Below are 11,770 nucleotides of genomic sequence, written 5' to 3'. Positions count from 1 at the left end.
TATGCCAAGCCTAGGCACCTACGAGCAGGCGCAAGCAGCGGTCAAAGAAGAAGCCGCCGCCATCGTGGAAGAGATGAAAGACGAAGAGGTCAAAAAGGCCTTCGAGCGCGGAGAGATCCGCGAGATAGTGGCGCTCATCGCCTATCTAAATAGCTTAAAATAGGCGAATTTATGGATGCGCAGACTCTAAGAGATATCCAAGGATACGGAGCTTTTATCTTTCTAGCCGTGTGCGCCGCGCTTCTTTACGGGTACTATTTTCATCTGTATAGATCCGAAAAGAGCGGCAGGCGAAACTACGAAAGATACTCCGACCTCGCCCTAAAAGACGGTATCGACGAGGAAATTTTAGAGTCTACGTCCATAGAGCAAAACGCTAAAAAGGAAAAATAATGCAATGGTTTAATTTAGAAGATAACGTAAATTTACTGGGGCTTATCGGAGCTATTGCTATCGTTTTGGCCACGGCTTTCGTCGTAAGTCGCTTGGTCGGGCAGATGAAGGTAGCAAAACCTAAGGCCGAGCTTAGCGAGCATAGCTGGGACGGCATAGGCGAGTACAAAAATCCTCTGCCGCTGGGCTGGGCGATAGTTTATGCGATATGTATCGTCTGGGCCTTGTGGTATATGATCGCCGGCTATCCGGTAAACTCCTACTCGCAAATCGGCGAATACAACGAAGAAGTCGCCGCCGCAAACGCTAAATTTGAAAAACGCTTCGCAAACGTGGACGCCAAGACGCTTCACGCCATGGGCGAAAGCCTGTTTTTGGTGCAGTGTTCCTCCTGCCACGGCATAACGGGCGACGGTATAAACGGCAAGGCCGCAGACCTTTCCAAATGGGGTAGCGAAGAGGGGATATATGATACGATAATGAACGGCTCAAAAGGCCTAGAGTATCCGATGGGCGAGATGCCTGCCGGTATGGCCGACGAAGAGGGCGCAAAGGCGATCGCGGCCTACATCGCTAAGGAAATTTCCGGTATAAAAAAGACTAAAAACGAAAATTTGGTAGCTAGCGGCAAGGAGCTATTTGCGACCTGCGCGGCGTGCCACGGCGAGGACGGCAAAGGCATGGAGGGCAACTCTCCTGATCTATCTAAATACGGCACGGCGTCCTTTGTCGAGGACGTGCTACAGCGCGGTAAAAAGGGCGCTATCGGTACGATGCCTAAATTTAGCGACGGCAGGCTAAACGCCTTGCAGCAAAAAGCCGTCGGCGAGTACGTCATCTCGCTTTCTAAAGGAGAATAAATGGAAAACACGAATCGAAATGTTTTTGGCCTACACGGAGTGACGGGGCTACTCATCGCGACCGGGCTACTGCTAGCGATCCTGGCGGCACTCACGTACTACGCGATCAAGCTGCAGCAAGAAGTCGCGCAAAAACCATACACATTAAACGCCTCCGAGCTAAAGATGAAAAGCGCGGATAACGCCAAACAAGTGCGCGTAAAGGAGTAAATATGCAAGCGATTTTGGAGAAATTTATCGTCGCGGGACTCATTGCGGCGGCGGCATTTACGGCGTGGGCAGTGCTAACGCCAAATCACCTTTTTGTAGGATGAAAGTTGATAAATCAAAGAGCGCAGAATTTGCCGCTCTTTTTCAAATTTTAAGCTTAACCCATAGAGGCGCGCTTTGCTTTTTGCTCGAAAATGCTCAACTTGGCCGATGCAATTTATAAATTACGCTCGCTCAAATTTAACTATCCTTTGCCGCTTCCTCGCGCTCAAATTTTCAAATTTAACCCGCGCATTTTTTATCTTTTTGCTTTTTATTTTCTACGGTGCGGCAACTTTGCAGGGCTTAAATTTGCCTCGCGAGATAGTTTTAGTAAATCAAAACATCCTAAGCCCCGCCGTGAGCGATAAAATCGCGGTTTTGGGCGAGGAGCTGGCGAGCAAAAGCGGCGTGTTTGCGGGGGTTGCGGTTTACGAGAGCTTGGATGGCAAAACGCTAAAAGAAGCGGCCGCGCAGCTAAATTTGACCCCGCCTTACGCGCTTTTGATGCTTGCTAAGGCTGAACACAAGGTGGAAATTTTTGCCGACCCGCAGACGCTTAAGCTTTTTGATAAAGAGAAAATTTTAAGTCCGTATCCAAGCTCGGGCTCGATTTTGCCTATTTTAGCGTCAAAAAACGGCAAAGATATCTTTAACGCTGCCGTGCTAAACGGCTACGCCGATCTTGCCGAGCAAATCGCCGCAAGCAAAGGCGTCGCCCTACAAAACGCGGTCGGCAATCAAAACCGCCGTACGCTAGATGCGTTTAGGATTTTTATCTACGGCTCCATCGCCCTTGTCGTTTACGTCGCCGCATTTAGAAAATTTAGGAGGAAAAATGGCTAAAAACTATTGGCCTCACGCTATCGTTACCGCGCTTATTTTGATAGTCGCCTCCTGCGTAGCGACCATCATTCTGGCCGTCAAAAACCCCGTGGAGATGGATGGTTTTTACTTCGAGCGCTACCAAAACGTAGATGAAAATATAAACGAGATCGAGGCTAGCCAGCGCAGATTTGACGCCAGATATGCCCTTAAATTCGAGCCCGAATTTGACGGGCTTAACGGATATTTTAAGATCGCCGTCGAAGCCAAAAACGGCTCTTTGGCGCCAAATTTCACGCACGAGATTTTGCTAACCAGACCCGCGACGAACGAGCAAAATCAAAATTTAGACGCCAAATTTGACGGGCAAATTTTAAAAACAGCGCCCGTAGCACTCCCCAAAAAAGGTAGATGGCAAATTTTGCTAAAAATCTCTGACGCAAACGACACGGGTTTTTATAAATTTAACTTCGAAGCGCGCTAGTTTTCTTTGATTTTCAGCCGCTCTGGGCTATCATTTCGCCAAAAAACAAAGAGCCTCTATGCAAAATTTAGACCAACTTTACATCTTTACCAACTCGCGAAAGATCCGCGAATTTAACGCGAAATTTCAAAACGAACTCGTGCCAAAGGCGATGACGATAGCGCAGTTTGAGCAAAAGGCCGTGCTAGTGCCGGGGCGCTTTGAGGCGGACGAGGCGTACGCGCTGGTGCTGATGCAGCGAGCCTGCGCGAGCGTGAGAGAGGCATCCGAGCGGCTGCGTATCCCGTCGGAGTTTTTCGCGTTTTTGAAGAACAACGACTATCTTTTTAGCTTTTTTAAGGAGCTTGCCATCAGCAAAAAAAGCGTTGCGGATCTAAAATTTAGCGACATTTACGCCGATTACGAGGAGCATCTGGGTATCCTTGAGGCGGTGCTCGCAGGCTATAAGGAGCTGCTCGCGGCCGAAAATCTATACGACGGTATCGTGCTGCCTGAAATTTACGAGTTAAACGACGGATTTGTTAGGGAATTTCGCGAGATTTATCTCGAAGTAGACGGCTTTTTGAGCGAATTTGAGTGGGAGCTGTTTGACGAGATAGCCAAGCTAACGATGCTAAAAATCATCTTTCAAACCAGCAAATTTAACAAAAAACTGATCTCAAAACTAGCTGAAATTTCTGGCATTGAGGCGAGCGAGTTTAGTCTATACGGCGAATTTGAGCTAAATTTGAGCACGCGCGAGCTAAAAAAAACGGGCTCCGTGCGCAAAAACCCGCTCGTTTTAAAAAGGAGCTTCGGCGCTAGGAGCTTGCAGGCGGCCTACGCGATGGCAAAGGCTAGCGAGTTCGTGGCTGATGGCATCAAGCCCGAAAACATCGCCGTTATCTTGCCTGACGAGAGTTTTGCCGAGATCTTGCGCCTGCACGACCGCGGCAAGATGTTTAACTTCGCGATGGGTGAGAGCTTTACGCGCACGCGGTTTTTTCAAATTTTAAAGTGCATGGTAACTGCAATAAACGACAAAATCCGCGTAAATTTGAGCGAGGATAACTATAAAAATTTCAACGAATTCGAGTTTAATCTGCATGAATTTGGCGTTAGCGGCGAGCTGTTTGAGAAATTTAAAAACGGTTTTGAGGCGTCTTGCTCGTTTGAGGATTTTAGGGCGCTTATGGAAGAGATTTTGGCGTGCGAGAGCGACCACGCCGCCGCACAAAAAACGCGTGAGGAGCTATTTTACGCGCAGAGTTTGGCGCGGTATTTTAGCTTTACGCTGCGTCAAATTTGCGAGATATTTTTGATAAAGCTATCTCGCCTAAGACTCGATCACGTGGGCGGCGGCAAGATCGGCGTGATGGGCATTTTGGAGAGTCGCGGACTAAAATTTGAGGGCGTCATAGTGCTTGATTTTAACGACGATTTAGTGCCAAAGCGCAGCGTAAACGAGATGTTTTTAAGCTCGCGCGTGCGCCAAAAAGCGGGCCTCATCGGCTACGTCGACCGCGAAAATTTGCAGAGATTTTACTACGAGAGCCTAATCGGCGGCGCGAAAAAAGCGGCGATATGCTACGCGGCAAACGAGGAGAAAATCGCGTCGAGATTTCTCGGCGAATTTAATGCCGTGGAGGATGCGAGATACGGCGACGAAAGCTATGCGGCGCTGTTTAACGGCAAATTTGACGCAAAGGCCGATTTTGCGGATGAGCAAAATTTCGAGGGCGAGATTAACCCGCGCCTTGACGAAAAGAACGAGGCTAAAACTAAACAAACAAAAACTGCCAAAGAGCGAAGTTTGTTTGAATTTGGCGAAGCGGACGGAGAGCTAAATTTGGCCGACAAATTTGACGAAAGTACTGTGCAAAACAAAATGCCGAGCGAAAAACGGCAAGCAGTAAATTTGATAAATTTCACGCGAAAAACGCCCGCAAAGCCTAAAATTTTCGAGCAAGATATCATCGTCAAGCATGATTTTTTCGCTATCCCGCTCTCTTTTAGCAGGCTAAATACCTATTTACAGTGCCCGCGGCGGTATTATTACAGATATATCTTGGGCGTTCAGCCGCCCGTGATGCCGCAAACGGCGTCTGCTGCGGACTTTGGCAACTCGCTACATAGGGCGCTTTTTGAGTATTATTCTAAATTCGAGCGATTTGACCTAGCTAAATTTGAAACGGTGCTAAGAGAGCTAAACACGCCGCCGCTAGAGCGCGAGATAACGATGATAAAGATGGAAAAATTTAAGGCCGTAGAAGACGCGAGATATGAGGACGGATGGCGCGTGAAGGGGCTTGAAAAAGAGCTTGATAGCGTGTTCGCGGGCGTGCGCATAACGGGCAAAATCGACCGCATAGATGGGCGCGGCGGCGAGCTGGCGGTTATTGATTACAAAAGCGGAAATTTCGACGCCAAATCCTTGCAACTGCCATTTTACGAGGCACTCGTGGGTAGGCCTTGCGAGGGGTACTTTTACGATCTAAAAGATAACATGAACTTGGTAGCGGGCGAAGCTAGCACGGACGCGCTGGGCGAGGCGATCGAGCAGCTAAAATCCATCAACAACACGCTGATAAATTTCGGGGAGGCCAAGGGCGCGATGAGCGAATACGAAGACTATAAAATTTTAGTGAAAGGCGAGCTATGAAGCCGTTTTTGGCCCTCGAGGCGAGTGCGGGCAGCGGCAAGACCTTTGCGCTTAGCGTGCGTTTTATCGCGATTTTGCTATCAGGCGCCGACGCGCGCGAGATCACGGCACTAACCTTTACCAAAAAGGCCGCAAACGAGATGAAAGAGCGCATCGTGCAGACCTTTTTGCGGCTCGAGAAAAAGAGCGCGGAGCTAGCCGAGCTGGAGCAAATTTTGGGCGCGGACAGGGATGAAATTTTAGCCATGCGCGACGCTAGGGCGACGCATTTTTTAGAAAGCGATCTAAAAATTGGCACGTTTGACTCGTTTTTCGTCGGCATCTTGCGTAGCTTTTGCTTAAATTTGGGGCTGAGTGCGGATTTTGAAGTGAGCGAAAATTTAAACGAGCTGCAGCGGGGCGAGTTCGTCGCGAGCGTGAGCAAGGATATGCGGCTGCTAAAGGCGCTTGCAAATTTGATAGCAACGGCTGAGCGCAGTCAGGGTAGCTTTTTTGAGAGTTTGGAGATGTTTTACGAAAATTTCGGCGAGCTAAAAAGCAGCGAAAATGCGGCGTTTCCAAACGAAAGCGGCGTAGAAGAAGCGCTAAAAAATATGCGCGAGTACGTCCTAGCTAGAGGCGGCGGCAAAGACGCGCAAAACGCCGTAAAAGAGGGAACTCCGAGTGAAATTTTAGCTCGCTCGTTTATGTCGCGCACGAGCCTTGATTATCGTACGTTTTCTAAAATTTATACGCCGGAGCTCGACGAGATGTTTTTTACGCTAAAAGCGCGATTAAAACAGTATTTTGATGCGCTTGAGGAGTATAAAATCGCCGAGCTGGCTAGATTTTTAAAAATCTACAAAGAGTGCAAAATCTCGCTAAACAAAAGGCTAAATTCGCTTGCATTTAGCGACGTGACGCGCCTGGTTTACGAGCTTTTAAGGGGCGGCGAGACGGACGCGCAGATGCTTTATTTTAGACTCGACGGGCGGATAAACCACCTGCTAATCGACGAGTTTCAAGACACCAACGTCGCGCAGTACGAGATCATGCGTCCGCTCATCGAGGAAATCGTCGCCGGATACGGACAAAACGGGCTTGGCAGCTTTTTTTACGTGGGCGACGTAAAGCAGAGCATTTACCGCTTTCGCGGCGGCAAAAAGGAGCTTTTCGGCAAGCTGATGCGCGATTTTCCGCAGATAAAAGCGCAAAATTTGGAGGTAAATTACCGCAGCAAAAAGGCGCTAGTGAGATTTACGAACGCCGTATTTGCCGGCAAGATCGAAAATTTTAAACCGCAAAGAACACCCCAAAAAGAGAGCGAACGGGTAAATTTGGTAGGGCAGATGCCGTATTTTGAGGCGCAGGCGGACGATGTTGGATTCGTGCGGGTAACTAGCGGCGATGACGTGGCGATGGAGGCGGCGCAGCAGGTTAAATTTCTGCTTGAAAAAGGGGTTTGCGAAGACGATATCACCGTGCTTTGCTGGAAAAACGACGATATAAATAAAATCGCAAATTTGCTTGATGAAGCTGGCATAAAAAGCGTGAGCGAGGGCGTGATGCCCCTGCTAGCTAGTAAAAATGCGCGCGCAGTAGTGGAGTACGCTAAATTTTGCCTATTTGGCGAGCGAATTTACAAGCTAAATACCGAAGCGATCCTTGACGTAAACGCCGTAGAACTGAGCGTAAATCCGCAAAAATCGGCGCTTGAGAGCTTACACTATCTAGCGGGCAAGCTTGGCGTAGATATGAGCGACGCGGACATTTTGCGGCTGCTAGAGCTAGCGCAGCCTTACTCAAATTTGACCGAGTTTATCTATAATCTTGATAGATTTGCAGCAAAAGCGAGCGCAAAAAGCGGCGAGGGCGTGAAAATAATGACCGTGCACAAGTCAAAGGGGCTCGAGTTTGAAAACGTGATCGTGTGCGATAAAATCGGCGCTGGACGGCACGACGGATCAAATTTCATCGCGGAATACGACGCCGACGAGGGCTCCTGGCAGGTGCGACACAACGTCAAAAAACAGTGCATCGACGAGGATTTTGCAAGGCTAAAAGAAAAGGCGGCGCGGCTCGAGTGCGAGGAGGATATGAATAAGCTCTACGTCGCGCTAACGCGGGCGATTGGCGGGCTAATCATCGTAAAAAAAACGGGCGCCAACGGCAGAAATCCGAGCTTTTTTGGGGCGTATGAGAGTAGCGGCGAGGTTATAGAGTATCTTGATTTGGTTGATTTTAGCTTTGGCGAGCCTACGCCTAGCAAGGCGCGAAATTTGACGGTGGCGGGCAAATTTGAGCCTATAGGGCTAGCTCAAATTTCAAAGCAAATCGTAGATGAAACGCCCAAAACCGAGGGCAAAAATCAAAAGGCGATTTATTTTGGTTTGGCGCTGCACTATCTGCTCGAGATGGCTGAAAAATTTGACGAGAGCTCGCTAAAAACGGCGCAAATTTCGATGCGAAACGCGTTTCATAAATTTTTAGACGAGGGCGAGCTGGATGAAATTTACGCTCGCGGGCTAAATTTGACAAACGAGCCTAAATTTAAGCAAATGACGCAGGCAAAGAGGGTGTTTAAAGAGCAGCCTTTGCGATATGAGAGTGCGTTAAAACAGCTTGATTTGCTCTGTATTGGCGAATCTGAAATCTGCGTGATCGACTATAAAACGAGCGATAAAAATATAGATGAAAACATCGCGCAAGTGGCGGAATACAAAAGAATATTGGCTCAAATTTACCCGAATTTGAGCGTGAGGGCGGCGATATTTTACGCTTTACGGGATGAAATTCGAAGCATTGATATTTAAATATAGCTTAAATTAAGCTATTTGTAAGGTGCATTTGAATACAATCACGACTTAAAATTATCTAAAGGGTAAGAAAATGACGAAAATAACAAAACCAAACGAAGTGGAGCGCGAGTGGATCGTGCTTGACGCGGCGGGCAAGCGTTTTGGTAGATTGCTAACCGAGGCGGCTACGCTGCTTCGCGGTAAGCATAAGCCAAATTTCACTCCGAATGTCGATTGCGGCGATTACGTTATCATAATCAACGCTTCTAAAGCCGAATTTACGGGCAACAATAAAGCCGAGCAAAAGCTTTATCACCGCCATTCAGGGTATTTTGGTAGCACGAAGAGCGAGAAATTTGGCGAGCTTTTGGCTGACAAACCTGAAAAACTGTTCAAGCTAGCCGTTCGCGGAATGCTTCCAAAAACAAAACTCGGCAGAGAGATGATAAAAAAACTAAAAGTTTACGCCGGCAGCGAGCATCCGCACACGGCTCAAATAGCTAAAAAAGAAGGAAAATAATCATGGCGAAAGTTTATGCAACCGGTAAAAGAAAAACTGCCGTAGCAAAAGTCTGGTTAAAACCGGGCAGCGGTAAAATTTTAGTAAACGGACTTGATCTAAACACTTGGCTCGGCGGACATGAAGCTATCAAGCTAAAAGTAGTTCAACCTCTACTTTTAACAAAACAAGAGAGCTCTGTAGACGTAACCGCAACTACTCTAGGCGGCGGATACTCTGCTCAGGCTGAGGCGCTAAGGCACGGCATTTCAAGAGCATTGGCTCTATTCGATACCGACTTTAGAGCGACTCTAAAACCAAAAGGCCTACTAACTCGCGACTCACGCGTTGTCGAGCGTAAGAAATTCGGTAGAAGAAAAGCTAGAAGAAGCCCGCAATTCTCTAAACGCTAATAGTTTGTTAAAGCCGTTTTGTCGGCTTTTAAATTTAGGGGATGAGGTATACGGTTTGATAGGACTGATGCGTCTTAAATTACGTGTTAAATTTAGATTTATAAATTAGTGATAAAATCAAAAAATAGTCTCGTGAAAAAACGAGGCAAAAGAAAGGATAACTTATGAAAAAGATTGCTCTTGCTTTAGTTGCTGCTTCTGCGCTTTTTGCCGCTGATTCAGCTTACAATTACGAACTAACTCCGACAATAGGCGGCGTTCATCCTGAAGGAAATTTAGGAACAAATGAACAGTCAGCTATCGGTTTAAGAATCGGAAGAAACCTAGAAAATTTCTTTATAGACCACGTAGAACTTGGTCTTAGCCACACTAACAAGATAAGAGAGTATGGCGTAGACGGAAAGGCTACTAGATATTTCGTTAATGCTATTAAAGATTTCGGCCTAACTGAAAAACTATCTCTTTATGGCTTGCTTGGTGCAGGTTATGAGGATGTCTCAAAAAAATTCGTCAAAAATGATGACGGCGGCTTCGGTCAATACGGCCTTGGTTTGAGATATCAAATTACCGATAACTTTGCTCTACGCGCTGAAGCGGTAGATGCTATTAAATTTGAGCATGCGGATCACAACCTATTCTATACGCTAGGTTTTGCAGTCGGCTTCGGTGCCAAAAATGCTCCTGTGGTTGCAGAAGCGCCAAAAGCTGAGCCTGTTTCAGCTCCTGTAAGCCTTGACGATGATAATGACGGTGTTTTAAACGATGTCGATAAATGCCCAAATACACCGGCTGGGGTAGTAGTTGATGAGACTGGATGCGAGAAGGTTATCGTTCTTAGAGATATCGGCGTAAATTTTGCATTCGATAGCTACAAAGTAACTCCAAAATATCTTGAGGAGATCAAGAAAGTAGCTAACTTTATGGGTGAAAATCCAGGCTACCGCGTAGTTCTAAGCGGACATACAGACAGTATTGGTGCTGAGGCTTACAATCAAAAACTATCTGAAAAAAGAGCAAACGCAGTTGCTAAAGCTCTTGAAGAGCTTGGCGTAAGCGCAGACAAGATCACTACTGTAGGATACGGCGAGCTTAAACCTGTCGCTTCAAATAAAACAAAAGAAGGACGTGCTGAGAACAGACGCGTTGAAGCTAGATTTAACAAATAATTAGTCTAGCTTAATAATGCATGGACGAGATTAAATTTGAACTTATTTGGTCGTTAATCTCGTCCTATTCTTTAAAAATTTTAGGTTCTATCGCCATCTTGCTTATCGGCAAATGGTTGGTAGCTAAAATCTCAAATCTTATATCAAAATTAGTTACTTCTTCTATACTTGACGAAACTCTTTCAAATTTCCTTGTAAATATCATCAAAACGCTTCTCATGGCTTTTGTTATCATAGCCGCGATTGCAAATTTGGGCGTCGAGACATCTATGTTTGTCGCTGCGCTTGGTGCTATCGGTCTTGCTATCGGTATGGCGTTTAAGGATACTTTTTCAAACATAGGCGCAGGATTTTTGATAATATTTTTTAGGCCGTTTAAACTCAAAGACCACATAGAAGTCGCAGGCGTGCAAGGCGCAGTCAAAGAGATTAATATGTTTAGCACTATTTTGCGTACAACCGATCACAAAACCATCATTATCCCAAACGGACGCATCATAAGTAGCAATATAATAAACTTCTCAAAAGAGGGTACCAGGCGGGTTGAGCTCGTATTTTCCATAGATTATAAAGACGATCTAAGGCTTGCAAAAGAGATTATTTTAAACCTAGCTGACGAAAACAAAAAGATCCTAAAAGAGCCAAAGCCATTCGTCGGCGTCGGGAGTTTGGGTGAAAATAGCGTAAATTTGACTGCTAGATTTTAGTGTGCGAGCGGTGATTTTTCAGATGTGCAGTTTGCTATGCTAGAGAGCGTCAAGCTCGCGTTTGACGCTAAAGGCATCTCTATACCGTTGCCGCAGCTCAGCATCCGCTATCAGGATAAAAGGCAAGACGAGCAAATTTGATTTACCGGTTTGCACGGTTTTCCTTGGTTCTTTGGCTTTTTTGTGTGGTATGTTGTAGATTGGTCTTATGCTCGTACCTATTTGGTTCCATAAGGCAAATAGATTAAATTTGATCCAAAATCAATACCACACAAGCACTTTAAAAATGTACAAATTTTGACGTATTCCTTATCTGCCGTATTGCAAAAATTAAAGGCTCTCTTTAACTTAATCTCACACAAAGGAGCATTAGGTTACGATGAGTTCGATGAAAAATAAATATATAATCCGTTCAAGAATTTCTGAAGCTAAATTTAGAGAAATTCTCAAGTATTTTGCAGAAGACATAGAAGCATCAAAGATATCGAATTTAACTAAAATTTCAGAAGCAACCCTATGTAAAATCTTTAGAGAAATAAGAATTCTTATGTCTAAAGAGTGTGAGAAGGTATCTAAGTTTTCAGGCGAAATTTCCAGCTCGCAAGCTCGCCTAGAAGCTTCGCTTTGAAATAGATGAAAGTTACTTCGGATCTAAACGAGTAAGAGGTAAGAGAGGTAGAGGTGCAGCAAATAAAACACCAGTATTTCTATTTCGCTACGCTCGTAGCTGTAAACAGACGGAATGCTAAAGCGTGA

At 46.0% G+C, this 11,770-nt stretch carries 12 protein-coding genes and 2 pseudogenes; all 14 read left to right on the top strand.

Annotated features, from left to right (window positions below):
• Positions 1 to 163, top strand: a pseudogene (locus tag Q0546_RS05850) (cytochrome-c oxidase, cbb3-type subunit II); the annotation flags it as partial.
• Between the two features lie 8 nt (positions 164 to 171).
• Positions 172 to 393 carry a cytochrome c oxidase, cbb3-type, CcoQ subunit gene (locus Q0546_RS05845; RefSeq protein WP_298791377.1) on the top strand — a complete coding sequence of 74 codons (222 nt, stop codon included), beginning with the start codon at positions 172 to 174 and terminating at the stop codon, positions 391 to 393.
• Positions 393 to 1,253: a cbb3-type cytochrome c oxidase N-terminal domain-containing protein gene (locus Q0546_RS05840; protein ID WP_297938906.1), complete on the top strand. Its 861-nt coding sequence runs from the start codon at positions 393 to 395 to the stop codon at positions 1,251 to 1,253. Before Q0546_RS05845 ends, Q0546_RS05840 begins: the two co-directional genes overlap by 1 nt.
• Positions 1,254 to 1,463 carry a DUF4006 family protein gene (locus Q0546_RS05835; protein ID WP_002949114.1) on the top strand — a complete coding sequence of 70 codons (210 nt, stop codon included), beginning with the start codon at positions 1,254 to 1,256 and terminating at the stop codon, positions 1,461 to 1,463.
• Between the two features lie 2 nt (positions 1,464 to 1,465).
• Positions 1,466 to 1,567, top strand: coding sequence for a hypothetical protein (locus Q0546_RS05830; RefSeq protein WP_231679342.1), 102 nt, complete (start codon positions 1,466 to 1,468; stop codon positions 1,565 to 1,567).
• A 106-nt stretch (positions 1,568 to 1,673) separates the two neighbouring features.
• Complete coding sequence (locus Q0546_RS05825) at positions 1,674 to 2,348, top strand: hypothetical protein (protein WP_298791375.1); 675 nt, start codon at positions 1,674 to 1,676, stop codon at positions 2,346 to 2,348.
• The gene (locus Q0546_RS05820) at positions 2,341 to 2,811 is read left to right on the top strand and encodes a FixH family protein (protein WP_298791373.1); all 471 of its coding nucleotides are present in this window, start codon (positions 2,341 to 2,343) and stop codon (positions 2,809 to 2,811) included. Before Q0546_RS05825 ends, Q0546_RS05820 begins: the two co-directional genes overlap by 8 nt.
• A gap of 58 nt (positions 2,812 to 2,869) precedes the next feature.
• Positions 2,870 to 5,452: a PD-(D/E)XK nuclease family protein gene (locus Q0546_RS05815; protein WP_298791371.1), complete on the top strand. Its 2,583-nt coding sequence runs from the start codon at positions 2,870 to 2,872 to the stop codon at positions 5,450 to 5,452.
• Entirely contained in the window at positions 5,449 to 8,244 is a 2,796-nt protein-coding gene (locus Q0546_RS05810; protein ID WP_298791369.1) for a RecB-like helicase, read from the top strand. Before Q0546_RS05815 ends, Q0546_RS05810 begins: the two co-directional genes overlap by 4 nt.
• A 76-nt stretch (positions 8,245 to 8,320) precedes the next feature.
• Positions 8,321 to 8,749 carry a 50S ribosomal protein L13 gene (gene rplM / locus Q0546_RS05805; RefSeq protein ID WP_298791367.1) on the top strand — a complete coding sequence of 143 codons (429 nt, stop codon included), beginning with the start codon at positions 8,321 to 8,323 and terminating at the stop codon, positions 8,747 to 8,749.
• A 2-nt stretch (positions 8,750 to 8,751) separates the two neighbouring features.
• Positions 8,752 to 9,141, top strand: a complete 390-nt coding sequence (gene rpsI, locus Q0546_RS05800; protein ID WP_122866526.1) for a 30S ribosomal protein S9 — start codon at positions 8,752 to 8,754, stop codon at positions 9,139 to 9,141.
• Between the two features lie 164 nt (positions 9,142 to 9,305).
• Positions 9,306 to 10,307, top strand: a complete 1,002-nt coding sequence (locus Q0546_RS05795; protein ID WP_298791365.1) for an OmpA family protein — start codon at positions 9,306 to 9,308, stop codon at positions 10,305 to 10,307.
• Positions 10,308 to 10,327: 20 nt separating this feature from the next.
• Entirely contained in the window at positions 10,328 to 11,014 is a 687-nt protein-coding gene (locus Q0546_RS05790; protein ID WP_298791363.1) for a mechanosensitive ion channel domain-containing protein, read from the top strand.
• A 379-nt stretch (positions 11,015 to 11,393) separates the two neighbouring features.
• Positions 11,394 to 11,721 (top strand): annotated as a pseudogene (locus Q0546_RS05785) (IS1595 family transposase); the annotation flags it as partial.
• Positions 11,722 to 11,770 lie beyond the last annotated feature (49 nt).

The organism is uncultured Campylobacter sp., from assembly GCF_937997465.1.
Classification (GTDB): Bacteria; Campylobacterota; Campylobacteria; order Campylobacterales; family Campylobacteraceae; genus Campylobacter_A.
The sequence above is the reverse complement of the archived record's forward strand: the minus strand, read 5'-3'. Positions and strand labels throughout refer to the sequence as shown.

Bases quoted from the DNA above. Each gene is read 5' to 3' on its own strand.
- Q0546_RS05845 (WP_298791377.1), top strand. From the start codon at position 172: ATGGATGCGCAGACTCTAAGAGATATCCAAGGATACGGAGCTTTTATC.
- Q0546_RS05840 (WP_297938906.1), top strand. From the start codon at position 393: ATGCAATGGTTTAATTTAGAAGATAACGTAAATTTACTGGGGCTTATC.
- Q0546_RS05835 (WP_002949114.1), top strand. From the start codon at position 1,254: ATGGAAAACACGAATCGAAATGTTTTTGGCCTACACGGAGTGACGGGG.
- Q0546_RS05830 (WP_231679342.1), top strand. From the start codon at position 1,466: ATGCAAGCGATTTTGGAGAAATTTATCGTCGCGGGACTCATTGCGGCG.
- Q0546_RS05825 (WP_298791375.1), top strand. From the start codon at position 1,674: ATGCAATTTATAAATTACGCTCGCTCAAATTTAACTATCCTTTGCCGC.
- Q0546_RS05820 (WP_298791373.1), top strand. From the start codon at position 2,341: ATGGCTAAAAACTATTGGCCTCACGCTATCGTTACCGCGCTTATTTTG.
- Q0546_RS05815 (WP_298791371.1), top strand. From the start codon at position 2,870: ATGCAAAATTTAGACCAACTTTACATCTTTACCAACTCGCGAAAGATC.
- Q0546_RS05810 (WP_298791369.1), top strand. From the start codon at position 5,449: ATGAAGCCGTTTTTGGCCCTCGAGGCGAGTGCGGGCAGCGGCAAGACC.
- rplM (WP_298791367.1), top strand. From the start codon at position 8,321: ATGACGAAAATAACAAAACCAAACGAAGTGGAGCGCGAGTGGATCGTG.
- rpsI (WP_122866526.1), top strand. From the start codon at position 8,752: ATGGCGAAAGTTTATGCAACCGGTAAAAGAAAAACTGCCGTAGCAAAA.
- Q0546_RS05795 (WP_298791365.1), top strand. From the start codon at position 9,306: ATGAAAAAGATTGCTCTTGCTTTAGTTGCTGCTTCTGCGCTTTTTGCC.
- Q0546_RS05790 (WP_298791363.1), top strand. From the start codon at position 10,328: ATGGACGAGATTAAATTTGAACTTATTTGGTCGTTAATCTCGTCCTAT.